Origin of the sequence: Nocardiopsis sp. MT53, assembly GCF_019598965.1 — a bacterium.
GTDB classification, from domain to species: domain Bacteria; phylum Actinomycetota; class Actinomycetes; order Streptosporangiales; family Streptosporangiaceae; genus Nocardiopsis; species Nocardiopsis changdeensis.
The window spans coordinates 1,020,941-1,047,039 of record NZ_CP080599.1 but is presented as its reverse complement, the minus strand read 5'-3'; the positions used below and the strand labels follow the sequence as shown (position 1 = coordinate 1,047,039).

Below are 26,099 nucleotides of genomic sequence, written 5' to 3'. Positions count from 1 at the left end.
GGAACGTGGATCTGCCCACGTACACCAACATCTGGCGTATCGAGAAGCGGCTCTACAAGCTCTACGATTTCCGGCTGCCCATGCCGCTCCCGGTGGGCACCTTCGGTGTCGCCGTGGGCGTGTTCCTGGTCTGGGTGATCCTGCTCGGGATCCTCAACGCCCCGTTCGTGTTCGGCAACGGGTGGCACCTGGTGCTGTGGGTGGTGCCGCCCGGGGTGATCACGGTGCTGGTCACCAGACCGGTGATCGAGGGCAAGCGCCTCACCGAACTGCTGCTGTCGCAGGCCCGCTACCTCGCCGAGGCGCGGGCGTACACCCGGCTGGCCCCGGAGTACGAGCCCGCCGAGGTGCGCGTCGCGGTGCGCGTGTGGCACCGCGACCCGGCGGCGGGCCCGCTGCCGCTGCCGCGCCGCCGGGCCGAACGCGAGGCCGAGCCGGTCGAGGCGGCGGAGGCGCCCGTGGCCGTCGAGGCCGAGCAGGTGCGGCCCGCGCCGGAGCAGGCGCCGCCGCTGCGCCGCGTCCGCGAGGCGGGCCCGGTCCGCGCTCCGGAGCCCGTCGCGGTCGAGCCGGTCGCGGTCGAGCAGCCGGTCGCGGTCGAGCCTGTCGCGGTCGAGCAGCCGGTCGCGCCCGAACCCGTCGCGCCCGAGCCCGCCCGGGAACCGGTCCTGGCCGAAGCGCCGTCCGCGCCCGCCGACGAGGCGGAGCGGCCGGAGCCCGCGCGGTCCGCGGTCGCCACGGTGACCGCCGTGGAGCGCCCGGCGGACACCGGCGGCACCGGGGACGGGGACCGGGAGGAAAAGAAGGGGGCGGAGGCCCCCGAGGGCCCGGGCGTGGGCGTCCGGGTGCTCAACTACTTCGGTTTCGCCCTGGACCGCGCCCCGGCGCAGGCCCCGGCCGACACCGGCGGGAACGACTTCGAGGAGGGGTTCGCCGAACCCGTCTACGACACCGCGGGCCAGGAGGAGCGCGACAGCGACGAGTGGTTCTCGCGCCTGCGCGCCTCCTCGGGGCACACGCCGGTGAACCTCAGCTCCAAGAGCGCCTACTCCGTGGGGGACACCTCCGCGCTCAGCCGCGAGGAGGTCGCCGGAGCCGTCGGGGACGAGGAGGAGGACGACGAGTCCCCGGCCGCCCGCCGCCTGCGCGGCCGCACCCAGGGGATCCGGGTGGCCCGCGAGCTGGAGGAGCGCCGCGCCACCGGGGTGCCCGCCGAAGAGGAGGCGTCGGCGCCGGAGCCGGTCCGGCCCCGCCGCCGGGGGCGGCCGCACGCCGCCCCGTGGGAGCTGGGCGAGACCGCGCGGGAGGAGCGGGCGGAGGAGGAGGCGCCGGGCTACGACGTGTCCGACTACGCCGCCCGCTACGCCGCCGCCACGGGCCGTCCGGCCGCCAAGCCCACGTCCGCCCCCTGGCTCCCGCAGCCGGCCGAGGACGAGGCGGACCCGGTGCGCACGGCCGAGGGCTCCCTCGCCTCCGAGGCGCCCGCCGGCGCGGACGTGCGGCCTGTGGGTCCGACGCGTGCCGACGCGGTCGCCCCGGTCCGTCCCACGGACACCGCTCGTTCCGCCGACGCCGATGTCGAAGCGGACACGGACGCTGTCGCGCGGCCGGTGGCCCCGGCCGCCGCCGCACCCGCTTCCGAGACGGAGGTCCGCCCCGGGAATCCCCAGGGCGCGCCCGCCGCTGAGGCGGATGCGCGTCCGGTGGGTCCGACGCGTGCCGATGCGGTCGCTCCCGCCCGCCCCACCCGTCCCTCGGGCACCGCCCGCCCCACCCGTCCCACGGTCGAGGCCGGTACCGCCGCTGAGGCGGACGTGCGCCCGGTGGGTCCGACGCGGGCCGACGCGGTCGCTCCCGCCCGTTCCACGGGCACCGCCCGCCCCACGGCCGAGACCGGCACCGCCGCCGACACGGATGCGCGGCTGGCGGCCCCGGCGGCCTCCGTGCCTGCCTCCGACACGGAAGCACGCCCCGGGGCTCCCGAGGACGGTCCCGCCGCCGACGGCCGGGAGGCCGCGGACGCGGCGCCCGCAGCGGGCGCTCGGGGCGGCCCCACAGGCACGAAGCCCCCGCTGGAGCTGGACCACGGCACCGGCGAGCAGGAGTCCATCCCGGTGCGCCCGCAGGAGGCCGAGGACCGCGGACCCGAGTGGAACGAGCACATGAACGTGCTCGACCGCCACCTCAGCACCGCCGACACCCCCGCCCCGCCGCGCCCCAAGTTCGCCGACGTCGTCCCCGGGCACACGCGCGGGGCCAAGGACCCCTCCGAGTGGTTCGACGACGGCAAGAAGCGCCACCCCGACCAGCCGCGGATCGGCGACAAGGACAACCCCGTCATCCCCGCCGGGGAGCTGCGCGAGGGCGAGGCGGCCCCCGCGGCCAAACCGCCCACCCAGCTCGACCACGGCACCGGCGAGCTGGCCGGGTTCGCCGAGGTCCGCGAGGCCCCCGAGCGCCGCCGCACCGCCGCCGACCTCGAAGCGGCCGAGGCCGCCGCTCTGGCCCGCCGCCGCACCCCGGCCCCCGGGCCCGCGGCCGCCGACGACGACGAGCGCCCGGCCCCGGTCAAGTGGAGCATGCGCGCCTCCGGCTCCGCGGAGCCGGACACCGCCGCGGAGTCCGCCGACCCGGCCGCCCCCACCACCCGGGAACCCCGGGAGGCGGAGCAGGAGCCGGGCCACGACCCGCACGACGGCATGTTCCACCGGGTCGCCCAGAACGCCCGCCGGATCGGCCGCCTCTTCGGCCAGCCCGCCCCCGGCGAGGAGCCCGAGCCGCCCCGGCGCGAGCCCCGCCCCGACCTCGAACTCGACCACGGCACCGGCGAACAGGAGAGCCTGGGCGACACCCCGCACGGTTCGCCCACCGCCGGCGACGCCACCCCGGCCGGCGCCTCCGCCGTCCGCACCGAGGCCCCCGCGCCCGCACCGGCCGCCTCCTCCGACGACTCCGGCGGCACCCGCGGCTGGCGGCGCCTGGCCAAGGTCGTCACCGGCGGCGCCGCCCCGGTGCGCTCCGAGCTGTCCCCGGAGGACGTCGAGCGCCTGCGAACCCCCCTGGCGGGCCCCCGCAGCCTGGTCGTCCTGGGCTGCACCGGCGGCGCGGGCCAGACCGTCACCACGCTGATGATCGGCCACACCCTGGCGGGCTACCGGGACGAGCGCATCGTCGCGGTCGACGTCAACCCCGGCCCCAACGGCCTCTCCCGCCGCATCGGCGCGCAGGCGCCCGAGACCCTCACCGCCCTGCTGGCCAACGCCGACGGCATCGGCGACCAGGAGGCGATGAGCGCCTACACCGGCCGCACCCAGACCGGCCTGGAGGTCGTCCAGACCCTCGACGACCCCTACGTCCAGACCCTCGACGACCGCGACTACGCCCAGCTCACCGGGCTGCTCGGCCGCTTCTACGCGGTGACCGTGCTGGACCCGGCGGCCACCGGCGTCGCCCGCGCCCTGCCCGCCGCCGACGGCCTGGTCCTGGTGACCCCGGCCAACGCCGACGCCGAGCGCGCGGTCTCCATGACCTTCGACTGGCTCGACGGCAATGGCCACGGCGCCCTGCGCGCCAGGTCCGTCCTGGTGGTCAACGGGGTCAGCAAGCGCAGCCTGCCGGACGTGGACGCCGCCGAGCGGGTGGCCCGCGGCCGCTGCCGGGCGATCGTCCGCATCCCGTGGGACGACCACCTGGGGTCCTCCTACACGCGCATCGACGTCGGCGCCCTGCGGGCCAGCACCAAGCGCGCCCACGGCGCCCTGGCGGGCGTCATCGTCGACAAGCTCCTCACCTGAGCCCGACCGCCTCGCGTCGAGCTCGCCCCGGCCGCCCCGCGCCCCGTCCGGTCCCCGGGCGGGGCGCCCGCGTGTCCGGACCGGTCCGCGCACGGCGGTGCCCCGCCCCCCGTTCCCGGGTGGCGGGGCACCGGCGCGTTCACCTCCCGGCGGGGGTGAAGTCGCGCGAGGCCAGGAACCCCGGCCTGGGGTCCTCGCCCCCGAACGGCTTCTCGCAGGCGTTCTCCACGCTGTTGTAGACGACGAACACGCTCGACCGAGCCCACGGCGTGATGTTCGCCCCGGCCGCGTACATGCAGTTGGCGTCCAGCGCCGTCACGTCCCCGGGCGTCGCCTGGAGGGCGTCGATGCCGTGTCGGTCGGCCAGGATCGTCAGCGTCGCCCGGTCGGGGGTCCCGGCGCGGCCGCCGTCGCCCTCCTCCAGGCAGGAGACGTAGGTGCGGTGAGAGCCGGGCATCACCAGCGGCGCGCCGTTGTGCGGGTGGTGGTCGGTCAGCGCCACGGAGAAGCCGACGGCGCGCATGCGCGGCATGCCGTCCTCGGCGTGCCAGGTCTCGAAGTCCGAGCGCCAGTACAGGGGGCCGCCGCCGAACCCGGGGCGGTGGTCGAGCCGGCTCTGGTGCACGTACACCTCCGAGCCGAGGATCTGGCGGGCGGGCTCCAGCAGTCGGGGGTCGTTCACCAGGGCCTCGAACGCCTCGCTCACCCGGTGCACCTCGAACACGGAGCGGACGCCCCCGTCGGAGGGGTCCACGACCGCGCGCTCGTCGTCGCGCAGCCCGGGGTCGCCGACGAGCCGGTCGGCCTCGTCCAGGTGCCCGGCGACCTCGTCCTCGCCCAGCAGCGACGCGAACCGGGTGTACCCGCGGCGGTCGTGCTCCTGGAGGCGCTCGTCGGTGAGGGGCCCGTCCTCGGCGGTGCCCCAGACGGTGGGGTCCCTCCGGTAGAGGAGCGCGGCCTCGGTGCCCTTGCGGGTGGGGTAGTCGTCCAGTGTCGGGAGATCCATCTGCAACGTCATGGCCGAACCCCTGTGCGGGGTGATCCTTTCGGTGTCGCTTCGGTGTCGCTGTCTCTTCGTTGGACGGGTCGTACGACATCCGAACGTAACAAACACCTCGGAGGGTGATTTCAGGCGATTTCCTCCGCCTGGTTTATCGGCTTTCGGCGGGGGTACAACGGGCCTGCTCTGGGGCGCCCGACGGAAAGGTCAAGGGCGCCTTTCGTGTTCTTGCTGTCCATTGGCGCGGCGTTCTCCCATGTGCCCCCGCCCTTCGCGCGCCGGCCGCGACACCGTGTGCTCCATGCGGTGACACCGCGTTCATCGCCGCAGGTGTGGGAGGGGCGGTGCATTCGCCCAAACCCCGGTCCGGCCATGCGCTTTTTTTAAGTGATCCACTTCACATGGATATGGTGCGGAGCCTGGTGCAAAAGCACCGGCCCGGAACCCGGGGCCGTAACACCGGATTCTCCGGGAATTCCCGTACGGGGGTCTGGTGCGAAAGCCCCGGCCGCCGCACAGTGGTGGAGGTCCTTCCCTCGAACCCGCTCAAGAGGAGAGAACAGAATATGACCCCCACCCCCCGCGGGCTGCGCGCCGCCCTGGCGACGGTCTTCGCGCTGGCCCTCGCCGTCGTCGTCGGCTGGGCCGCCCCGGCCGCCGCGGCCCACAGCCTCCCCCCGGGCATCCCCTCCACCTCCACCGCCCAGTCGCAGCTCAACTCCCTGACCGTCGCCGCCAAGGGGCCCCAGACCGGCTACGACCGCTCCCTGTTCCCGCACTGGGCCGTGGTCGACAGCCCCTGCACCGCCCGCCAGCACGTCCTGGTCCGCGACGGGCACAACGTGGTCACCGACTCCGACTGCCAGCCCACCTCCGGCAGCTGGTACAGCTTCTACGACGCCGTGACCTGGACCGGAGCCGTCTCCCAGATCAGCGTCGACCACATGGTCCCGCTCAGCGAGGCGTGGAAGACCGGGGCCGCCTCCTGGACCACCAGTGAGCGCCGCGCCTTCGCCAACGACGTGAACTCGCCGCAGCTGTGGGCGGTCACCGCGTCCATCAACAGCTCCAAGGGCGACAAGGACCCCTCCCAGTGGATGCCGCCCAACACGGCCGTCCACTGCGACTACGTCAAGGCGTGGGTCAACGTGAAGTACCGCTACGACCTCACCGTCACCTCCAGCGAGAGGTCCTCCATCCAGAGCACCATCAACAACCGCTGCTGATCCGCCCCGGTCCGCGGCCCGCCCCCACCTTCCGGGGCGGGCCGTCGCGCGTCCACGGCCCGGCCGTCAGGGGTCGGCGCCGGGCCCGCCGCCCGGCCGCCGCCCGGCCGTCGGCCCGGTCCCGCCGGCCCCGCGCGACGCGCCGCACGGGGCTCCGCCTTTCGGGGCGGGGCGCCGCGGTTTCCGGCTCGCCGTAAAGCGTTCCGCTTCTACCGCCGGGTACCCATGCAGCACACTATGGGGGTGGCACAGGCACGGCCGCGCCCCCCGCCGGGCGCGGTCGCCGCGCGACGCGACCAGGAGGGGCGGCAGAAGATGACCGGCACATGGGGGACCCGCGGCTCGACCCGCCTCGCGGTCCGCTACTTCGACGACCGCGTGCTGTTCAGCGAGAGCGAGGCCTGGGCCTACTTCCGGCTGCCGACGGTCTCCTACGAGTTCACCACCCCCGAAGAGCGCCAGGCCCTGGCCACCAACATCACCATCGCCCTCGCGGCCATCCGCATGAACGACGCCGAGGTCCACCTCCGCATCGCCCACCGCACCTACCCCGCCGCCGAGTGGGCCACCCGCCTGGACGAGACCTCCGACTCCGGCCCCGGCTGGTACGACCACCTCGACGAGACCTACCGCCACGTGTGGGCCAAGGACTTCTGGACCAAGGAGGTCTACCTCGGGGTGCGGCTCGGCCTGCGCGGCTCCGGCACCGGCCTGGGCCTGTTCTCCCAGTTCCGGGGCGCCTACCAGCGGACCGAGGAGATCCTCGGCATCGTCGACGACGCCGTCGACGACAAGGAGCTCGCCCGCTGGACCGACCAGGCCGAACGCCTGGGCCGGGCGCTGGCCGCCAGCTCCCTGCACGCCCGCCACGCCACCGCCGACGAGATCGCCTGGCTCATCCGCCACTCCGTCACCGGCAGCTCCGAGGAGCCCCGCCCCTCCGCCGCCGGGCGCCGCACCTGGGGCCGCGGCGAGATCGAGGCCCTGGTGGACGGCACCCTCCACAACGGCCGCTCCATGCTCCGCCTCGAACAGCCCTCCGGCTCCACCTGGGTCGCCTTCCTGTCCTTCGCGCGCTTCCCCGACCTCATGCCGTTCCCCGACGGCGAGCCCTGGCTGCACCACGCCGACTCCCTGCCCTTCCCGGTGGAGATGTCGCTGCGGATGAAGCTCATCCCGCCGGCCAAGGCGTCCAAGGACGTCGGCCGCAAGCTCGCGCACGCCCGCGACATGGACGCCCACATCCGCGAGGCCGGGGTGGAGGCCCCCATCGCCCTGGCCGAGCAGATCGACGCCGCCCGCATGCTCGAACACGGCATCACCAAGGAGCGCCTGCCGTTCGTCTACGGCTGGCACCGCCTCATGGTGTCCGCGCCCACCGAGCGCCTCCTGGTCCAGCACGTCGAGGCCGTCATCGAGCACTACCGCGACATCGGCATCGACGTCATCAACTCCACCGGCGACCAGTTCTCCCTGTTCAACGAGTCCCTGCCGGGCGACCGCATCAGGCTGAGCGCCTACGCCCAGCGCCAGCCGCTGCGCACCATCGCGGGCGGCATGCCCACCGCCACCGTCGACGTCGGGGACCGGACCGACCGCTCCGGCGACGGCTGGGTGGGGCCCTACATCGGCGAGACCATCGGCCGGGCCCGCTCCATCGTCCACTTCGACCCGCTGGTCGCCGCCGCGCGCAACCGGCCCACCGCCATCGCCATCACCGGGGAGCCCGGCGGCGGCAAGACCACGCTGGCGCTGCTGCTCATCTACCAGCTCGCCCTGCGCGGCGTCACCGTCGCCGCCATCGACCCCAAGGGCGACGCCGAGTCCCTGGTGCAGCTCCTCCAGCGCCGCGGCCGCAAGGCCCGCATCATGTCCCTGGGGTCGGCCCAGCCCGGCCTGCTGGACCCGTTCGCGTTCGGCGACGACCTGGCCGCCAAGAAGACCATGGCCACCGAGACCCTGCGCCTGCTGCTGCCCCGCATGAGCGAGGAGCGCGAGTCGGCGATGATCCAGGCCGTGGCCGCGGTCGCCAACCAGCCCCGCCCCTCCCTGGCCAAGGTCGTCGACCACCTGTCGAACGCCTCCGACGCCGCCTCCCGCAACCTCGGCGCGGTCCTGGGCTCCATGTCGGAGATGCGCCTGGCGTCCCTGTGCTTCGACCCCCAGGGCGACGCGCAGATCGACACCGAGGGGTGGACCACCGTGTTCACGCTGGGCGGGCTCACCCTGCCCGACTCGGGGCTGCGCCGCGACGACTACTCCTACGAGCAGCGGCTGTCGGTGGCCCTGCTGTACCTGGTGTCCCAGTTCGCCCGCCGCCTCATGAACGGCCTGGACCGGCACCTGCCCAAGGCGATCTTCCTGGACGAGGCGTGGGCGGTCACCTCCACCCCCGAGGGCGCCAAGCTGGTCCCGGAGGTCTCCCGGATGGGCCGCTCCCGCAACACCGCGCTCATCCTGGTGTCCCAGAACGCGGGCGACCTGCTCAACGAGCAGGTCACCAACTGCCTGTCCTCGGTGTTCACGTTCCGCTCCAGCGAACGCTACGAGGTGGAGAGCGTCATGTCGCTGCTGGGGGTGGAGCCCACCGAGGAGCACCTGGCGGTGCTGCGCAACCTCGGCAACGGCGAGTGCCTGTTCCGCGACCTGGACGGCCGGGCCGCCCGGATCTCCGTGGACCTGGTCTCGGAGGACCTGCTGCGCTGGCTGGACACCAACCCCACCCGCCGCCGCCCGGGCGCGGGGGACGAGGACCTGGTCACCACCACCCGCGAGGGCTGACGGCCCCGGCCCGGGGCCCGGGTCCCTGGGCTCCGGCCCGCCGGTGGCTGCGGGCCGTCGCCGTCCCGGGCCGACACGTCCCGCCCCGGGCGGTCCCTGGCGGTCGGCGTCCGCCCGCGGCCGGGTACGGCGCGCGGACCTCGTCCCACGGGCCCCGTCCCACGTGCCCCGCTCCGGGCCGCCGGTGGCCGGAGCGGGCCAGCGGACGCCTCCGACCTGCGCCGACGGCCCCGGCCGGGGCCGCCCGGCAAGCTCCGGGCACAGCCGTGTTCGGTGGGGGCGAAGGGTGGGCATCTCTTACCCTGTCGGGTTCCTCCCGCTGTGCCCGACCGCCGCCGCCCCCCTCGAACCGACACACTCACAAGGGACCGCCCATGAGTGAGGACGTCATCCGCCGGCCCAGACCCGTCATCGACCCCGCCCTCCCCGCCCCCCGACGGGACGAGCTGCGAAGGCGGGCCGCCGCCCCCCACCCCCTCGCGCAGTGGTCCGGCGGCGACCTCGTCACCCGCCGCGCCCGCCTGCGCGAGGCCGCGGTCCACCTGCTCGCGGTCGGGGGCACCCTCGCCCTCGCCCTGGCCACCGCGGGCTGGTACCTGGGCATGGCCGTCGTCAACATCGGCCTCGTCGCCCACGTGGCCGCCCTCGCCCTGCGCGGCGACGCCCACCCCGCCACCCGCGCCGCGAGCGTGGCGACGGGCGCGGGCGCCCTCGCCGCCATCCCGGTGTGGCTGCTCGACCTCCTGCCCGGCGACCCGGCCGCGGGCATCCCGTGGGGGCTGTTCGGCGTCCTGGTGGCCCTGGTCTCCGCCGACGCCCTCACCTCCCGTGTCCAGGAGGGCCCGTCCGACGACGCCCCGGAGGGGTCCGTCATCCTCCCGGACGACCTCAGCGAGGCCGACCACGCCGCCCTCTGCGCCGTCCAGCGCACCATCGACGTGGTCGAACGCGCCCGCGAGGCGTTCGGCGGCGGGGACTCCCTGGACACCGACCGCGCCCTGGCGGTGCTGCGCGACCAGGAGTGGCGCATCGCCGTCCTGCTCGCCCGCCAGCGCGAGCTGCGCCGCGCCCACCTGCGCCGCTGGCAGCGCGCCGACTCCCCGCGGGTGCGCGAGGCGCTGCGGCCCCAGCGCGAGCACCTGTGCGCGGTGGAGGACGCCGTGCAGGCCCGGGTGGAGCAGATCGTCGAGTACGGCCGCCTGGTGGAGCGGGCCGTGGCCGCCCACCGCGAGTGGGAGCAGTGCCAGGAGGCCGCCGACTCCACCGCCGCCTACGCCGAGCACCGCGCCGCCGCGGCGTTCCTGGGCGCCGGGGCGCCGGAGGTGTCCGATCTGGCCGCCACCGCCGAGGCGGCCCGCCGGATCCGCGACGAGCACGTGGAGCGGCTCACCGGCCACTCCCTCCTCTTCTGACCCGCTGTCCGGGGGAGCCCGGACGGCGGGTGCGGCTCGGTCGACGGATGCGGCCCGGGCGGTGCCCCGCGGCGGGGAGCGCCCGCGCGGCGGGGCCCGGGCGCCGGAGCGGGCCCGCCGCCTCCGATTTCCGTGCCCGGCCGCTTGCGGACAGCGATATCTCGGACGAACCGCACCGAGCACCCCCGGGTTCTGACACATTGGGCGCATGAGCGAACGCTGGGACGGCGAGGAACTGCTCGCCTCGGTGCGCAGGGGTGTCACGGTCCGGGCCGCCGCGGCCCGCGGCGGCTACACCGAGCTGCTGGACCGGGCCCGCCGCGACCTCGAATCCGGCCTGCCCGGACACCTGGCGCCGGACGACCCGCGGGCCCGCGCCCTAGCGGACTCCCTGCCCGAGTACGTCGACGCCGTCCTGGCCGACCACGTCCACCGCCAGCGCCGCCGCCCCTCCCGCACCGACTCCGAGCGCCTCACCCGCGCGTTCCGGTCCCTGGACGCCTCGGGGATCATCGCCCGCGAGGAGTTCCTCTGCTGCGACGGCTGCGCCCGCGCCGACCTCGACGCGCAGGCCGCCGCCACCGGCAGCCGCGGCTACGCCTACTACCACTGGCAGGACACCCTGGCCGCGGCCGACGGCGCCCCGCTGACGGTCGGGTTCGAGTCCACCCACCGGGTCCGCCGCGCCGCCGTCGGCGCGGAGGTCGCCGAGGCCCTGCGCGCCCACGGGCTCACCGCCCACTGGGACGGCGACCCGGAGCGCCGGATCGAGGTGGACATGGACTGGAGCCGCCGCCGCCACGACCGCCTGGCCGCCTTCCCCGGCCCCGCCTCCGAGGGCGAACCGCACGTGGACGCCGACTTCTCCAACCCCGGCCCGTACCGCCTCCCCGACTGGGTCACCCGCCACCGGGGCCGGGTGAGCGTCCGCGAACTCGCCCGCCTGGTGCTGCCCTGGCTGCCCCGCGGCGTGCGCGCCACGGTCGGCGCGGGCGGCCGTACGGCGGTCCTGACCCGCGACTCCGACCTCCTGCGCGTGGAGGGCGGCCCGGTCCTGGACCGCGACCGGATCGAGGACCTCCTGGCCCGCTGGGCGGTGGGCGCCGGCTGGCCGGCACCGCCCGGGCCGGACCCCCGGACCGCGGGCCCGCGCCCGCTGGACGTCACCTACGCCGACGCTGCGACCGGGGGCATGGGGTTCGTGGACTACGCCGAGCCCATGAGCGGCGCCGCCGCCCGCGACCTCGTCTACCGGCTGACGCCGGTCGACGGCACCTTCGGGGTGTTCGCGGCGCGCTCGGGCGCGGTGGTCCAGATGATGTGGCAGGAGGGGCCGAGGCTGTGGATGGAGAGCCCGTCCGCCGACGAGCGCCTGGCCAGCGGCCGCCACGTCACCCTCCCCGAGGCCGAGGAGATGGTGCGCGTCCTGGCCGACGAGGGCCGTGTCGCCCTCGCCGACCTGGGCGAGTTGCAGGTCACCCGCTGGTGAGGCCGGGCGGCGGCACCGGCCCGCGGTGCCGGCCGCGTCAGCCGAACGCCGCGCCCAGCCGGAAGTACGCCCGGGCCTTGGGCGGGATCAGCAGCAGGGCGCCGATCAGGGCGTTGAACAGCAGCAGCACCAGGTAGTACGGCAGGTCCTCGCGCGCGTAGACGACCACGCTGAACATGGTGAAGACCAGCACCACCGACACCACGGTCTGCAACAGCACCACCAGCCCGTACACCACCCGCGAGCGCAGCAGCAGGCCCACCACCGCGGCCGCCGAGAACCCGCCCCACAGGGCGAGCACGACCGGCCCGTCCCACCCGGTGAAGGCGGTCCCGGAGCCGGAGCCGCCCAGTGACAGCAGGGCCAGGACCAGCAGGTAGAGGGCGTTGAGCCCGAGCATCGCGCACGCCGCGATCACCGACGGCGAGGGCTTGGGCGCCGAGGCGCCCGCGGCGGGGGCGGGCCCCGGAAGGTCGGTGTGGCCCACCCCGCGCACGAAGCCGCGCGCCGCGGTGGTCTTGTCGATCTGGGCCCGCGGGTCCGGGGGGCCGAGGGGGCTGATGGGCGGGACCGGCACGGGCCCGTGGGGCTGGTGGCCGGGGTGCGGTCCGGTCGGCCGGGCCCCGAAACCGGTGTGACCCGCGTAGGCGGGGTCGCCGCCGGGCCCGAAGCCGGGGCCGGGCCCGGTGTTGGGGAAGGGGCCGGGCTGCGGCCGCGGGCCGCCGGGGCCGAACGGGGCGGGGTTCCCGCCGGTGCCGCCCCCCGCGGGCGCCTGCGGTCCGCCCGGAACAGGGGGACCGTCTTGCGGAGGACGGGCGGGGTACGGCGGCCGCGGGCGGCCGGGGGCATAGGGGTTCTGCGGGCCGCTCGGGACATGGGGGACGGCCCCGGCGGGGGGCGCCTGCGGCCCGGAGGCGGCGTGCGCGCTGTACGGGGTGTGCGGCGGCGCGTGGGAGGCGTGCGGACCCGAGGCCGTGTGCGGCGGGTACGCCGGAGCGTGCGGGCCCGTCGCCGCACCGGTGCCCGGCCCGCCGCCGGGGGCACCGGCGGGGGTTCCGCCCGCCGCCGCCGACCCGTTCCCCGCCGGGCCGCCCGGGCCACCGTGCCCGGTGACCCCGTTCGGCCCGGTGGCACCGCCGGGAACACCCGCCCGGCCGTGCGCACCTGCGCCACCGAAGTCACCGGTCCCGCCGGGAACGCCGACGGCCCCGTGCGTCCCCGCACCACCAGGTGCACCCACACCACGGGGCGCCTCCGCGCCGCCGGGAACATCCGCGCCGCCGTGCGCACCTGCTTCGCCAGGCCCGCCTGCACCACCGGGCGCACCCGCGCCACCGGGAACACCTGCACCACCGAAGTCAGCGGCCCCGCTAGGAACACCTGCCCAGCGGGGCGCACCCGCACCGCCAGGCCCGCCCGTACCACCGGGCACCCCCGCACCACCGAAGTCCGTGGCCCCGCTGGAAACGTCCGCCCGGCCGTGCGCACCTGCTTCACCAGGCGCCCCCGCGCCACCGAAGTCACCGGTCCCGCCAGGCCCACCCGCGCCACCCGGCCCGGCGGTTCCGCCCGTGTCCACGGCCTCCTCGCCGTTCCCGGGCCCTTCCGCGCTCCCGGATCCGGATCCGGTCGCCGCTCCAGTCCCTCCGGGAACCCCCGTCACCCGGGTGGTGCCCCCGTCGCGGACCCTTTCCTCCCTGGCCCGGTCCAGCAGCTCGACGGCCTGCGCCGCCGACGGCCGCGAGGCCACATCCCGGTTCAGCAACGCCTCGATCAGTGCCCGCAGCGGGGCCGCCGCCACCTCGTCCACCCGGCCGGGGACCACCTGGCGCGGCGGCATCGGCGCCGTCAGCACCGCGCTGATGATCCCGGTGATGCTCTCCCGCTTGAACGGCGAACGCCCCTCCAGCAGCGCGTAGAGGGTGACGCCCAGGCTCCACAGGTCGGACGCGGGCAGCGCCCGCTCGCCCTCGAACCGCTCCGGCGCCATGTACTCGGGCGAGCCGATGTACACGCCGGTCTGGGTCAGCGCGGTGCTCCCGTCGACGTTCGCGATGCCGAAGTCGGTCAGCACCGTCCGGCCGTCCTCGGTGAGCATGATGTTGGCGGGCTTGACGTCCCGGTGGGTCACCCCGGCCGCGTGCGCCGCCCTCAGCCCGCCCAGCAGCGACCGAGCGGTCTCCTCCACCCGGGCCACCGGCATGGGGCCGTCCCGGTCCAGGTGCTCCTGGAGCGAGTGCCCGCTGAGCAGCTCCATCACGATCCACGGGCTGCCGTCGTGCTCCAGCACGTCGTGGACCGTCACCACGGCGTCGTTCCTGATCCGCGCGGTGGCCTGGGCCTCCCGCAGGGTGCGCTCCCGCGCCTCGTCGTGTTCCTCGGGGCTCATGCCGTCGGGGAGGACGACCTCCTTGACGGCGACGTCGCGCTGGAGGGCGGGGTCCCAGGCGTGCCACACCGTTCCCATCCCGCCCGCGCCGAGCCGCTCGCGCAGCTCGTACCGGCCGACGGAGGAGCGGGGGGTGGACATAGGGGCGCATCCCTTCTGGGGGTCGGGGGGCGATGCGCAGGCCAATCTATCCGAGAAAGGACCCGACACCGGCGTTATCGGTGGTCACCGACACTTTCCGAAGCATTCTCACTGTGAAATCCCGCCCTCTCCCCGCACGGTGGCGACGGAGGGCGACCGGTAACGGTCATCGGTCGAACCCCCTTCGCCGCCCCGTGTCCAGGGGGTCGCCGGGTCGGCTCGAAACGGTCGTCGAACGCGGAGTCATTGCTGTTCACCGGTTATCCGTTGCCTCGGCGGGGCACGGTTCCCACACTTTTCTGCGGTGCCTTTCCCCGCCTCACGGAACCCGCCCGGACGCCCCCGGTGCTTCACGCAGGGTGACCCCGAAACGGATTCGCCTATTCCTCCTCTCGGACGGCCGCCGCCCCGCTCGCCGCCGTCCCGCCCGCTCCCGCCCCGCCCCGCCGGTCTCCGCTCGGGGCTACCCCTCTCGGATGCCGAGGGCGTGCGGGGTGAGTCCCAGGGCCTCCAGGCGGTCCGGGTCGGCCAGGACGTCGATGGCGGCGATCCGGTCGCCGACCACCGCGAACCCCATGACCGACAGCACCCGGCCGCCCGTCGCCACCACGACTCCCTCGGCGCCGTTGACCGACGCCGGGTGCACGAACGGCGCGAACCGGTGGAACGTGACCGCCTGCCCCGCCACGTCCGCCGCCCCCGTGATCCGGGTCGTGTACCGGCCGCGCACGCCGCCCTCCGAGCGCAGCACCGCGTCCGGGTGCAGCACCGACAGCAGCCCGTCGATGTCCCCCTCACGCGCCGCGGCGAAGAACGCGTCCACCACCCGGCGCCGCCGCGCGGGGTCCCCGTCCGGGACCGCGCCCCGCGTCCCCTGCTCGCGCACCCGCCGCCGCGCCCGGCTGGCCAGCTGCCGGGCGGCGTCCTCGCTGCGCTCCACCAGCGGGCCGATCTCCGTGTACGGCACGGCGAACAGGTCGTGCAGCACGAACGCCACCCGCTCCAGCGGGTTCAGTTCCTGGACCACCACCATGAGCGCCCACCCCACCGAGTCGGCGGTCAGCGCCGCCGTCTCCGGGTCGTCCCCGGCCGCAGCCGGCCCCACCACCGGGTCCGGCAGGCGCTCCGCGCCCCACGGCCCGGCCTCCAGGGGCTCCTCGCGCCGCTGTTCGCGTGAACGCAGCATGTTCAGGCACACCCGCGCCGTCACCGTGGTCGTCCACGCGCCCAGGTCGTCGACGTTCTCGATCCCGGTGCGCTCCAGCCGCAGCCAGGTCTCCTGGACGGCGTCGTCGGTCTCGCCCACCGACCCCAGGATCCGGTAGGCGACCGCCCGCAGCCGGGGCCGGTGCTCCTCGAATCGCTGCGCCGCGGAAAAAAGTTCGCGCATTCCCGTCACGTTCCCCTCTCCGCCCGGGTCACGTCAACGAACCCGGTGGTGGGCCCGAGCCCACCGCACACCGACACAGAGGAGAATCCACCATGAACGCACCCGTTCTCGTCACCGGGGGTACCGGAACGCTCGGCTCCCTGGTCGTGCCGCTGCTGCGCGGGGCCGGCCACGAGGTCCGCCTGCTCACCCGCGGCTCCCGACCCGCCCCCGAGGGCCTGGCCCACGTGCGGGCCGACCTGCGCACCGGGGAGGGGATCGACCCGGCCCTGGAGGGGGTCGGCACGGTCCTGCACCTGGCGGGCGGACCCAAGGGCGACGACGTCGCCACCCGCAACCTGGTGGCGGCCGCCGAACGCGCCGGGGTGGGCCACCTGCTGCTCATCTCGGTGGTCGCCGCCGACCGGGTCCCGCTGGGGTACTTCCGCGCGAAGCTGGGCGCGGAGCGGGCGGTACAGGAGTCGGCGGTGCCCTGGACGGTGCTGCGCGCCGCCCAGTTCCACGACCTGGCGCTGACCGCGGTGCGGGCCCTGGCGAAGGCGCCGCTGGTCCCGGTCCCCGGCCTGCGCTGGGAGTCGGTGGACGCCCGCGACGTCGCCGAACGCCTCGCCGCTCTGGCATCGGGCGGACCCGCGGGCCGGGTCGCGGACCTGGCCGGGCCGGAGGTGCTGCCGATGGCGGACCTGCTGCGCACCTACCTGGAGGCGCGGGGTGTCCGGCGCCCGACGGTGCCGCTGCGCATCCCCGGAGCGGCCGGGCGTGCGTACCGGGCGGGGGAGAACCTGGCGGGCCCGGACGCCGACCGGGGCACCCGCACCTGGGCCGCGTTCCTGGCGGAGCACCTGGGGGCGGTGTCCTCCGGCCGGTGAAGCGGGGGTGTGGCCGACAGGGGAGCGTGACCGACAAGGGGTGTGCCCGATAAGGGTTGTGGCCGGTCGGGGGTGTGGGCGTGCGGGGCCGGGGGCGGCGCGAGCGGGTTCGGGGCGGTGCAGGGCGGGATCCGGGGCGCGTGGCCGTCCCGTTCCCGCCGGAACCCGCACGGTCGGAGCGGAATGCGGCCGAGGGGCCACGCCGGTGCCCCGTGGGGATCCGCCCCCTCCGGTGCGGCCGCCGCCCGGCCACGGGCAGCCACGCGCCAGCATCCTGCGTCCTTCGGTACGGTCCGTCAGCCGCTCCGCCACAGGGGCGGGCGGATCACCTCGTCCTCGTCGAGCAGGCAGTTCTCGCCCACCACGACCTGGTGGTCGTCCAGGCTCCACGCGGTGATGCCGTGCCCCTGGCGGCCCAGCTCGATCACGCGGGCGCGCTCGGTACCGCTCCCCGTGTCGACGTCGCAGAACATCACGGTCGTCCAGGAGTGCCCGTTCACCGCCACGCCGAACGCCACCAGCGGCAGCACGATGACGGTCAGCGCCAGAGCCGCGATCCGCCCGGCGTCGGCGACGCCCTGCCAGAGGCTCCCGACGGCTTCACCCGTGCGTTTCCCGCTCTCCGGTGAACGCCGGCCGGTGCGGTACTCCAGGAACACCGTCAGCCGCAGGAGGGCGGCGAGCGCGCACGTGGCCGTTCCCCACACCGGCCCGTTGATCGCGCCCACCACCACGCCCACGGCCACCGGGACGACCATGGCGGAGCCGACGGCCAGGGGGACCGGGGAGCGCAGGTGCCGCTGGGCCCCGCCCCTGGCGGAGAAGTAGGAGTAGCTCATGTGCGAGACGACGACCGCCAGCGACGCGGCCAGCAGCGGCTCCGCCAGGAACAGGTCGATGGCCACTTCCATGATGTTGCTCGGCCCCATGGCGTACAGGGCCTCGCGGGCCGCCGAGCCGCCGCCGAGCGTCCAGGCCAGCTTGACGACCGGGACCGCCAGCACGAGTGCCGCCACCACGATGCGCGCGGCGCTCCGCCGTGAGTCCTCCACCGCCGTGCTCTCCGCCATGCGGCCAGTCTCCGGCCCGGAGGGGGCCGCCCGGGGCAGCGACACCCGGGCTCGATGGGGCGGCCAGGACGGCTCGGAGGCTCGGGGGCAGGCGGGGGAGCGGGGCGGGTGGGCCCTCCGTGCCCCGACCGCTCAGTGGATCTCCTCCAGGGAACGGGTATCGGCCTCCGCGAGTGCCCTGAGGTCGTCCGGTCCGGCCGGGCGCATCCGCTCCAGGAGTTCCACCAGTTCCTCGGCGGCGGGGTCCGGGAACGGGCCGGTGCGGGTCTCCATCGGATCCCGGTGCGCCCGGTGGACGAGGGTGACCACGACCCCGTCCACCTCCATCCGGATCCGGTCGTCCTCATCCGTCCGGTCCGGGCCTGGGATCCGCAGCACGGCCGTCCCCTCACCGAGGGCCGCGGGCACCGGGTACTCGAAGCACTCCGCGTCCGGGTCGTCGCACCCCTCCCACAGCGGGTCGTCGGCGCCCGCGCCGTTCATCGGGTCCGCCCCCTGCACGACCAGCATCCGCTCCCCCTCCGGTTCCCCGTAGACGAGGATCGAGTGCAGGTCCGGCTCGGTGAAGACCGTCGCGTTCAGGGGCTCCCACTCCGGGGTGTCCAGCAGCACGAACCCGGGCCCGCCGCCGTCCAGACCGTCCCGGTACCGTTCCAGGTCGGCGGCGGTCGTCTCCAGGTGCCGGGCCTGGACGTACGAGTGCCACCCCCACATCGTCAGCGGCCACGCCAGGAGCGGCACCGCCGCCAGGCCCGCCGCGAACGCCAGGCCGCGCCCGCGCAACAGCGCCACCAGGGTGGTGCCGCCGATGAGCAGGCAGCCGACCGTCGCCCACCACAGCCCTTCGGGGGCGAACGGGAACGAGAGCTCCTGCACGGCGGAGGCCACCGTGCACGCCACCGCGATCAGGGTCAGCAGACCCGTCGCGGCCAGGGGGTGGCGTACGCGCGCCCACCACAGCACCGCGGCCAGCACGAGGATGACCGGCAGGCAGAAGCGGAGCCCCACGAGCAGTGTGCCGCGCGCGAACGCCGCCGGGTCGAACCCGCCGCCGTCGAGGTCGCCGATGCCGAAGAGGGCGAAGAGATTGAGGATGCCCCCTAGAAGGAACACCGCGCCGACCCCGACCACTCCGGCCACGGCGGTGACGACCGGGCTCCGGGGGCGGTCGCGCGGGTCGGGGCGGGTGCCGCCGCCGGGCCCGGACGCGCCGATCCGGCCGGGCGTATCGCTCGTATCGCTCGTATCGGTCACTTGGTCGATCCTCTCGGTCGCGGACTCCGCGCCGCTCGTGCTGTTCGGGGCCTTGCCGACGCTGTTGTTCCTCCCGGGGCCGCCGTGCCCCCGGCGTCCGGAGGTGGTGTGCGGTCGTCGTCGGAGGGCGGGGGCGGGCGGCCGTCTCCATCTCCGCCCGGAGCGGTGGCGAAGGGGGTGAGCGGATGCTCGGGTCATCGGACGGGGCGGGCGGCGGAGGCGGATCGGGGTGGTGGGAACCGCCGACCGGCAGGGGCGGCGAGGGCTGTGGGGAACGTGGGGCGGGGCGTGCCGGCGCTGCCTGTGTGATGCGTGGGGGACCCGGGGGGTTGACCTCTCCGGAGAACTTCTTTTCGGTCCTGCGACAAACCCGGCTGCGGTTTCCGCAGAAGCCGAGGTCGGCACCGCGTACCAGTCCGATTGCCCGTCGAGTGTCCACTTTTGGACACGGGTGATGGTGTGACGCCGATCATAGAGAGTGGCTGGAGGGGTAATTGCGGATGGGAGTTTTTCCGGGCTTGTGCAAGGCCGATGATGTCCGCTAGCTGGGGAAACATTGATATGTGAACCCTTTGTCACCCCCAGTTCGGGTGTGGTCGGATAGAGAACCCGAAAACCCATCGCGTTGTGCCCGTACGCGAACCCGGTGATGGAGCACCATAGAGGATGGGGTAAAGACATCCGGGGGCCCTGTGGTCGCGCACGGCCGCACACCGGTGTGCGTTCGCGCGCATCCGGTGGGACGGCGTGTGCCGGCCATCGGGAGAGCACCGGGCCTCACGGTTGTCCGCCATCATGACCCCAGGGCACCGACCGACGACGCAGGAGCCAGCAGATGACGGATCAGAACGTCCGACGGCGGGGATGGCGACGCCTCCTGATCACGTTCCTCATGCTGGCCGGCCTCGTGGTACTACCGCTCACCTCGGCCCAGGCCAACCCGCTGTGCCCGGGCGAGCCGGCACCGCTGCCGGAGTCCGCGGGCAGCGGCTCCGACGGCCTGCTGGTGCCGCCGCAGTCCCAGTCGGCCATCGAGGGGGCCCCCGACGGCCTCCCGCCCGACGCCAGCATGTACGGGCAGTACGGGACGGCCGGGCAGCAGTGGCACATGATCACCGAGTCGTGCGTCGACGGGATCACCAACGGGCCGCAGGCCACCCTGGCGAACACGGCCTGGGACCTGTCCAAGACCATCAACCAGTCGACCATCACCGTCTACCAGGCGGCGACCTCCGACGGGCTGCTCGCCAGTTTCAACGAGCTGGTCGAGAACGTCGTGGTCACCCTCCGGGAGGGGATCTGGCGGCCGCTGATCCCGACGGTGGTGATCCTGGGCGCGATCTGGCTGGGGTGGTACGGGCTCATCCGGAAGCGGATGACGCTCACCATCGAGTCGACGGTCTGGATGGTCGGGGCGACGGCGCTGGGGCTGTGGATCATGGTCAACCCGGCGCAGGTCATGGGGTTGGCGAGCAGCCTGGTGAACTCGGGCAGCCAGCTGGTGACGAGCACGGTCGGACAGATCCCCTACGGGGGAGGGTCGGGGACGTGCCCGCCGGGAGCGGAGGCCCCGGAGAGGGCGGACTGGGAGTCGGAGGCCGACTTCCAGGTTCGCCGGAACGCGGACATGCTGTGGTCGAGCCTGGTCTGCCAGCCGTGGGTGGCGGGGCAGTTCGGTAATGGGGACATCGCCGAGGACGCCTCTATCGACCATGCCATGGACCTGATCGCGGCCCAGGGGATCAGCCGTATCGAGCAGCAGCAGATTCGTGACGGCGAGCTGGACGCCACGACGCTGGTCGAGGAGAAGCAGGAGGCCTATCAGGGAGTGGCCTCGGATATCCAGTCCACCTATCCCAGCATCTACCCGCTTTTCTCGGGAGAGGACCAGGGCAGCCGACTGGGCGTCGCGACCTTGGCCCTGTTCGCGTCGATCTTCGCCGGGGGCCTGATCCTCGCCGGATCGGTCGCCCTCATCGTCCTGAAGATCGCCTTCCTGGTCCTGTTCCTGTTGTCCCCGGTCTTCCTTTTGATCGGCATCCATCCGGGCTACGGGCGCATGGTGCTGTTGCGCTGGGTCGAGTTGATGGTGGGGTTCCTGCTCAAACAGATCTTCGTCGTGCTTCTGATCTCCCTGCTGGTCATGTGCTACGGCATGGTCATGTCCACCAGCCTGGGCTGGGGCCTCCAGATGATCCTGCTGGCCCTGTTCACCCTGGCGCTCTTCATCTACCGCAAGCCCTTCGCCTACCTGTTCTCCTCGGTCAACGCGAACTCCTTCACCTCTCGGGTCGTCGGGGACGCGGCGAACAGCCAGGTCCTCTCCAGGAGCGCGACGGTCCTGCCGCCGGTGGCCTACCTCAAGGCGCAGAACTGGGGTCGCCGCAACAGCGCCGCCATCGCCGGGGCCGCCGCTGGCATCCCGGCCGGTACCGGTGCGACGGCCGACCTGAGGGGTGCGGAGGAGGCCGTCGGCGAGGCCGCGGAACCGACTCGGGTGCGGGGGACCGGCGGCTACGGCCGGGTCCGGGACAACGGGGCCGCGCCGCCGCTCAACGTCAGCCGCCAGGACGGCGGCGGCCGCTCCGCGGGGTCCCGGCGCACCGCCGACGACGCGCCGAGCCTGGGCGGGCGCAGCGGGGCGATCCCGCCGCGGCCCAGCGGCGGCTACACCGGTGCCGGTGACACCGGTTGGGCTTCGGTGTTCGGCACCGCCTCCGGCGGGCGTTCCGAGCAGCGGGACGACGGCGCGGCCGCACCCGCGGCCGGGTTCGGCCGTGCGGCCGGGGCGGAGCGGCCGGAGCCCAGCACCGGCCGGGGCATCTTCGGCGCTCGCGAGGACACCCCGCCCAGGGGCAACCTCGACGCGCGGGGGTCCCGCTGGGGGGCGCCGCGTGAGCGGCGGGAGCGCCCCGCTCCGCAGCGTCCGGGCCGCCCGGCACCGCCCGCCCCGGAGCGTCGGCGCGGCGACGGTGAGGGCGGCTGGTTGAGTGGTTCCGGCAAGCGCGGCGACAATGCTCCCATCACCCCCTTCTGGGGGGAGAGCTCCAACTCTCCCCGCAGGGACCGGAAGCGCGACGTGCCCTTCTGGTTGAACGACGACTGACCGACGATCCCCGACCGACGACGACAAAAGGCCCCTGACGATGCCCAACCCCCTCCCCGAGCGTGCCCAGAGGTTCGTGTTCATCGGACTCATCGTCGTGCTGGTCGGGGCCGGGGTGTATTTCAGCACGGGCGGCTTCGGGGGCGGAGGGGGCGCTGAGGCCCCGGCCGAACCGGAGGTCTCGCAAGGGGAGAACGGCGGCAGCGCCGGGGCTCCCGACGCCCTGTCCAGTGTGGAGCCCAGCCCGCTGCCGACCACGGCGGCGGACGACGTGGACGTGCTGGAGTGGTTCCCCTTCCCGGAGGAGGATCTCCGCACGGCCGGGACGACCGCGAAGGCGTTCGCCGAGGCCTACGGGACGATCGACTACACCGGCTCCCCCGAGGCCTACTACGACTCGATGCGCGCCCTGGCGACCGACGAGTACGCCGACGTGCTGGCGGAGTCCTCCCGGGCCGGCGCCTTCTGGACGGAGATGGCGGAGGCCGAGGCGATCGCCGAGGGACGCGCCGAGGTGCGGTCCATCCGTACGTTCGGGGACAGCTCGATCACCTTCGTGGTGACGGCGCAGTCCATCACCGAGACGGCGAACCGCGAGTTCGACGAGGAACTCGGGGAGTTCGCGATCACCGTGGTCCAGGAGGGGCGGACCTGGAGGGTCTTCGACTTCCAGCCCGCCGATGTCGGGCAGTTCGGGGAGGAGTGATCCGATGCTCTCCTATTTCGGTGCTTCCGGTGACCGGGGGGCGGTCCGCTGGTGGCTCGGCGGCGGGGTCGCGATCGGCGCGGCGCTGCTGATCATGGTGGCGATGTTCGTCATTCCCGTGGTCACCGGAACCGGGAGCCAGCTGGCGAGCCTCATGGCGAGCGGGCTGGTGTGCACGCCGAACGCCGACGCGGAGCAGCCCGGGGCGAGCGGGTACGCGATGGACTCGATCCCGGAGAACTACCTGGAGCTGTACCAGGAGGTGGGGGAGGACCGGGGGATCCCGTGGAACATCCTCGCCGGGGTCGGCCAGGTGGAGTCCCACCACGGCAGGTGGGAGGGGCCCGGGATCACCGAGGGCCACAACGACTGGGGCGCGGCCGGGCCGATGCAGTTCGGTTCGCTGGACGGTTCCGCCGCCGGGAACAGCTGGGGCGGCGAGCCGATCCAGCCGGTGGAGGACCGGCCGGAGAACGGGTACGGGGTGGACGGCAACGGCGACGGGATCGTCAACGTCTACGACCCCGCCGACGCCATTCCGGCCGCCGCCGACTACCTGATCGCCCACGGCATCGAGGACGACGTACGGCAGGCGATCTTCGGCTACAACCACGCCTGGTGGTACGTGGACGACGTGCTGGAGTGGGCGGACCGGTACGCCGAAGGCGACTACAACACCTCGGACCCCATCCGGACCGCGGTGCTGTGCGAGCTGGACGAGCAGGGGGTGCCGATCGGGCGGGCCCCGGACGAGCTGACGCAGGCCGTGGTCGACTGGGCGCTGGCGCAGCGGGGGAAGCCGTACATCTGGGGCGGGACGGGGCCGGACGGGTTCGACTGCTCGGGCCTCACGATGAAGGCGTACGAGAGCATCGGCGTCACGATTCCGCGGGTGTCGCAGGACCAGTGGAAATTCGGACCGGAGATTCCGGCGGGTGAAGAGCAGCCGGGTGACCTGGTGTTCTTCGATGTGACCCGGGCGGGAGAACCGCCGGGCCCCGGGCATATGGCAATGGTGATCGGCGACGGCCTGATGGTGGAGGCCTGGTGCACCAACTGTGGACCGATCGCGGTGCGCGAGTACGATGACCCCAATCGGTCGGAGATCGTGGGTTTCACCCGTCCGCTCGAGCACCCCGATGTGAAGGCCCAGTTGGAGGCGCAGGACAGCCGTGGTTGACGAGAAGGCACCACCCAAGAAGCAGGGGCTGCACGGGTGGAAGGCCGCACTCGCGGTTTTCGGCTGCGGAACGCTGGCGGCCTTCGGTGTGTTCGGTGTTCTCGTCCTTATCGTGGGTACTTTTTTTCGGGCCACCTCGACCGGGGTGTCGGGAGAAGCGGACCAAGTGGCCGGAGCCGAACAGACGGGAACTCCCAGAGACGAACTCCCGGCGGGCGACCTCAACGTATGTGAGAACTACGTTCCGAACATCTCCGATGTGACCATCAGGGAAACCCTTTCCAGCGCTGACAGGGATGATGCTCAGGTCGAGGGTTTCCAAACGGGTGAGCGGCGCGAGGTGTCGGGAGAGTGCTCGTTCTCGATACAGCCGGCGTACGGAGTCGACTCCCAGTCGAGTCAGTGGGTAATGGACTTCTCCTATCAAGCTCTCGTTTTCGACCCGAGCGGGGGACTTGATGAGCAGGCGGCCGAGGTGTTCGAGAGCGAGATCTCCCAGGCCGAGCAGGAAAGCAACGATTCCGTCGAGATCGATGACCATGACTGGGCCGGGGAGTCGCGCTCGTTCTACTGGGTGAGCGAAACCGGGGAGAGCCACTACCTGGTGGTCTCGCGCACGCGGAGTGCCGTCTACACCTTCGGCTTTGCCGGGGACAGTGCCGACGCGAACGCGGGTGCCGTTTCGAAGAACGCCTTCCAGCGCCAGGCCGCGGATGTAGTGCAGAGGTTGGACAACCGCTTCTTTCTCCTGATTCCGGAGTGAGCGGAGTCGGGCTATCGAGTTGGGGCCGACCGCCCGCTCGGCTTCGGTGGCCGCGGGGTTTTCCACAGCCTGGGCGAACGGCTTCCTCCGCTCCGGGGCGCTCTCTAGGGTGGATGTAAGGGGGAGCCGAGGTTCTGCCGACATAGCGCTGCCCTCTCGCTCCCGCTGCGTCTCCTCCACCGCCCGGCCGTAGTCCGCCGCCGCTCCGTCCCTGCCGTCACCTTCGTGTTCGGACCGTCCCCGCTCACCTGGCTCCTGGTCCCCACGCCTCCTCGCCCCCGGACCGCCTCTGCCCTTCTCCGGGTCCGGCCCCTGTGCCCCTTCGCTCCCGGCCCAGTCCCGTTCCCCCTTCGTGCCCGGCCCCCGCGCCGCTTCCCCGGACCACCCGTCCACTCCTGAGGCAGACCAATGCCGGAGGTGCCGTGTTTCCCCGCATCGCCCCGTACGACGACGCCCGATTCCTCGACCGGGCCGCCGCCCTCCTCGCGGCCGCGCACGACCCTCCCGCTGGCGCGAACCCGGACACGGACGGCGGGCCCTCCGGTCCGCTCCCCGTCCTCGACCTGGCCGACCCCGGCACCGCCCGCGCCCGGGTCGCCGGTTGCGGCACCGCCGGCCCGGCCGTCGCCGCCCTCTCCCCGGACGGGGCCCTGCTGGGGTTCATGGGGGCGACCGTCACCGAGACCCCGCACGTCCCGGGTGCCCCGAGCGCCCGGGTCCGGCTGCCGCACCACGCGACCTCCCGCTCCATCCCCGCGCACCATGCCCGCGCGGTCCTGCGCCACCTCTACGGCGGCCTCTCCGGCCGCCTCGCGGAGATCGGCTGCTCCCGGCACACGGTGGTGGTCTCCGCCCTGCACCGCGAGACCGTCACCCACCTCGTGGAACTCGGCTTCGGCCTGGACCAGGTCAAAGGCCTGCGCCCACCCGACCCGCCAGCCCCGGGCCCCGGGTCCGCCCGCCGGCGCGGCCCCCGGCGCGGCCGACCGGCCGTCCCCACCGACCTGCCGGAGATCCTGCGCCTCGTCCTCGAACTCCAGCGCTTCCACGCGGAGCCCCCGGTCCTGAGCCCCGTCCGCCTCGACTTCCGGGCCCTCGCCGACGACCTCCGCGCCGCCATCGCGGACCCCGACCGCCTGGTGCTGGTCTCCGAGGCCCCCGGCGGCGGCGATCAGCGGACCGGTCCTGCCGACCGCTCGCGACCGCCCCTCCTGGACGGCCTGTTCGTCGCCGACCCGGACAGCGGCTTCCCGGACACCGTGACCATCGGCATCGCGGTCGTGGACGCGCGGTCCCGGAACCGCGGCGTCGGGACCGCGCTGCTCTCGGAGGTGCTCGCCCGGGCGGCCGCCCGGGGTATGCGCGCCTGCGGCGCCGAATGGACCTCCGCCAACCTCGTCAGCGACGCCTTCTGGCGCGGGCACGGGTTCGCGCCGGTCCGCCTCACCCTCACCCGGTACCTCGATACCCGGCCGGACATGTTCGAGCCCGCGACCCCGACGCCCCCGACCTGACCCGACACGGGCGTCCGC

The 26,099-nt window shown here is 74.2% G+C and carries 16 protein-coding genes; 11 read left to right on the top strand and 5 right to left on the bottom strand.

Annotation, left to right across the window (positions count from 1 at the left end; translation table 11 throughout):
* Positions 1 to 5: 5 nt before the first annotated feature.
* The gene (locus tag K1J57_RS04390; protein WP_220563196.1) at positions 6 to 3,791 is read left to right on the top strand and encodes a conjugal transfer protein; all 3,786 of its coding nucleotides are present in this window, start codon (positions 6 to 8) and stop codon (positions 3,789 to 3,791) included.
* A 139-nt stretch (positions 3,792 to 3,930) separates the two neighbouring features.
* On the opposite strand, the gene K1J57_RS04385 is transcribed toward K1J57_RS04390, so the two are convergent.
* A complete protein-coding gene (locus tag K1J57_RS04385; protein ID WP_220563195.1) occupies positions 3,931 to 4,797 on the bottom strand; it encodes a phytanoyl-CoA dioxygenase family protein in 867 nt (288 codons plus the stop codon).
* A 560-nt stretch (positions 4,798 to 5,357) separates the two neighbouring features.
* Between K1J57_RS04385 and K1J57_RS04380 the strand changes: the two genes are divergently transcribed.
* From K1J57_RS04380 to K1J57_RS04365, 4 genes are all read left to right on the top strand, one after another.
* The gene (locus tag K1J57_RS04380; RefSeq protein ID WP_220563194.1) at positions 5,358 to 6,017 is read left to right on the top strand and encodes an HNH endonuclease family protein; all 660 of its coding nucleotides are present in this window, start codon (positions 5,358 to 5,360) and stop codon (positions 6,015 to 6,017) included.
* Positions 6,018 to 6,332: 315 nt separating this feature from the next.
* The gene (locus K1J57_RS04375; RefSeq protein WP_220563193.1) at positions 6,333 to 8,798 is read left to right on the top strand and encodes an ATP-binding protein; all 2,466 of its coding nucleotides are present in this window, start codon (positions 6,333 to 6,335) and stop codon (positions 8,796 to 8,798) included.
* A gap of 374 nt (positions 8,799 to 9,172) precedes the next feature.
* Positions 9,173 to 10,210 (top strand): hypothetical protein, encoded by a 1,038-nt coding sequence (locus K1J57_RS04370; RefSeq protein WP_220563192.1) that lies wholly within the window; start codon positions 9,173 to 9,175, stop codon positions 10,208 to 10,210.
* Positions 10,211 to 10,418: 208 nt separating this feature from the next.
* The gene (locus K1J57_RS04365; RefSeq protein WP_220563191.1) at positions 10,419 to 11,699 is read left to right on the top strand and encodes a hypothetical protein; all 1,281 of its coding nucleotides are present in this window, start codon (positions 10,419 to 10,421) and stop codon (positions 11,697 to 11,699) included.
* A 37-nt stretch (positions 11,700 to 11,736) separates the two neighbouring features.
* On the opposite strand, the gene K1J57_RS04360 is transcribed toward K1J57_RS04365, so the two are convergent.
* On the bottom strand, positions 11,737 to 14,229 hold the full coding sequence (locus K1J57_RS04360; RefSeq protein WP_220563190.1) for a serine/threonine-protein kinase: 2,493 nt from the start codon (positions 14,227 to 14,229) through the stop codon (positions 11,737 to 11,739).
* A 463-nt stretch (positions 14,230 to 14,692) separates the two neighbouring features.
* Positions 14,693 to 15,619, bottom strand: a complete 927-nt coding sequence (locus K1J57_RS04355; RefSeq protein ID WP_220563189.1) for a sigma-70 family RNA polymerase sigma factor — start codon at positions 15,617 to 15,619, stop codon at positions 14,693 to 14,695.
* Positions 15,620 to 15,711: 92 nt separating this feature from the next.
* Between K1J57_RS04355 and K1J57_RS04350 the strand changes: the two genes are divergently transcribed.
* Entirely contained in the window at positions 15,712 to 16,488 is a 777-nt protein-coding gene (locus K1J57_RS04350) for an SDR family oxidoreductase (RefSeq protein ID WP_220563188.1), read from the top strand.
* Between the two features lie 296 nt (positions 16,489 to 16,784).
* On the opposite strand, the gene K1J57_RS04345 is transcribed toward K1J57_RS04350, so the two are convergent.
* Both K1J57_RS04345 and K1J57_RS04340 read right to left on the bottom strand, forming a co-directional pair.
* Positions 16,785 to 17,558, bottom strand: coding sequence for a hypothetical protein (locus tag K1J57_RS04345; protein WP_220563187.1), 774 nt, complete (start codon positions 17,556 to 17,558; stop codon positions 16,785 to 16,787).
* 132 nt (positions 17,559 to 17,690) lie between these two features.
* A complete protein-coding gene (locus K1J57_RS04340; protein WP_220563186.1) occupies positions 17,691 to 18,812 on the bottom strand; it encodes a hypothetical protein in 1,122 nt (373 codons plus the stop codon).
* Between the two features lie 835 nt (positions 18,813 to 19,647).
* Here K1J57_RS04340 and K1J57_RS04335 point away from each other — a divergent pair.
* From K1J57_RS04335 to K1J57_RS04315, 5 genes are all read left to right on the top strand, one after another.
* Positions 19,648 to 21,918, top strand: a complete 2,271-nt coding sequence (locus tag K1J57_RS04335; protein WP_220563185.1) for a type IV secretion system protein — start codon at positions 19,648 to 19,650, stop codon at positions 21,916 to 21,918.
* Positions 21,919 to 21,958: 40 nt separating this feature from the next.
* The gene (locus K1J57_RS04330) at positions 21,959 to 22,624 is read left to right on the top strand and encodes a hypothetical protein (RefSeq protein ID WP_220563184.1); all 666 of its coding nucleotides are present in this window, start codon (positions 21,959 to 21,961) and stop codon (positions 22,622 to 22,624) included.
* Between the two features lie 4 nt (positions 22,625 to 22,628).
* Positions 22,629 to 23,804 (top strand): bifunctional lysozyme/C40 family peptidase, encoded by a 1,176-nt coding sequence (locus K1J57_RS04325; protein WP_220563183.1) that lies wholly within the window; start codon positions 22,629 to 22,631, stop codon positions 23,802 to 23,804.
* The gene (locus K1J57_RS04320; RefSeq protein ID WP_220563182.1) at positions 23,797 to 24,567 is read left to right on the top strand and encodes a hypothetical protein; all 771 of its coding nucleotides are present in this window, start codon (positions 23,797 to 23,799) and stop codon (positions 24,565 to 24,567) included. The genes K1J57_RS04325 and K1J57_RS04320 overlap by 8 nt, the downstream gene beginning before the upstream one ends.
* Positions 24,568 to 24,989: 422 nt before the next feature.
* A complete protein-coding gene (locus K1J57_RS04315; RefSeq protein ID WP_220563181.1) occupies positions 24,990 to 26,081 on the top strand; it encodes a GNAT family N-acetyltransferase in 1,092 nt (363 codons plus the stop codon).
* Positions 26,082 to 26,099 lie beyond the last annotated feature (18 nt).

Excerpts from the sequence above, each read along its gene's own strand:
- K1J57_RS04360 (WP_220563190.1), bottom strand. The coding sequence starts at position 14,229 with ATGTCCACCCCCCGCTCCTCCGTCGGCCGGTACGAGCTGCGCGAGCGG.
- K1J57_RS04380 (WP_220563194.1), top strand. The coding sequence starts at position 5,358 with ATGACCCCCACCCCCCGCGGGCTGCGCGCCGCCCTGGCGACGGTCTTC.
- K1J57_RS04365 (WP_220563191.1), top strand. The coding sequence starts at position 10,419 with ATGAGCGAACGCTGGGACGGCGAGGAACTGCTCGCCTCGGTGCGCAGG.
- K1J57_RS04325 (WP_220563183.1), top strand. The coding sequence starts at position 22,629 with ATGCTCTCCTATTTCGGTGCTTCCGGTGACCGGGGGGCGGTCCGCTGG.
- K1J57_RS04375 (WP_220563193.1), top strand. The coding sequence starts at position 6,333 with ATGACCGGCACATGGGGGACCCGCGGCTCGACCCGCCTCGCGGTCCGC.
- K1J57_RS04355 (WP_220563189.1), bottom strand. The coding sequence starts at position 15,619 with ATGCGCGAACTTTTTTCCGCGGCGCAGCGATTCGAGGAGCACCGGCCC.
- K1J57_RS04350 (WP_220563188.1), top strand. The coding sequence starts at position 15,712 with ATGAACGCACCCGTTCTCGTCACCGGGGGTACCGGAACGCTCGGCTCC.
- K1J57_RS04345 (WP_220563187.1), bottom strand. The coding sequence starts at position 17,558 with ATGGCGGAGAGCACGGCGGTGGAGGACTCACGGCGGAGCGCCGCGCGC.
- K1J57_RS04335 (WP_220563185.1), top strand. The coding sequence starts at position 19,648 with ATGACGGATCAGAACGTCCGACGGCGGGGATGGCGACGCCTCCTGATC.
- K1J57_RS04370 (WP_220563192.1), top strand. The coding sequence starts at position 9,173 with ATGAGTGAGGACGTCATCCGCCGGCCCAGACCCGTCATCGACCCCGCC.
- K1J57_RS04330 (WP_220563184.1), top strand. The coding sequence starts at position 21,959 with ATGCCCAACCCCCTCCCCGAGCGTGCCCAGAGGTTCGTGTTCATCGGA.
- K1J57_RS04385 (WP_220563195.1), bottom strand. The coding sequence starts at position 4,797 with ATGGATCTCCCGACACTGGACGACTACCCCACCCGCAAGGGCACCGAG.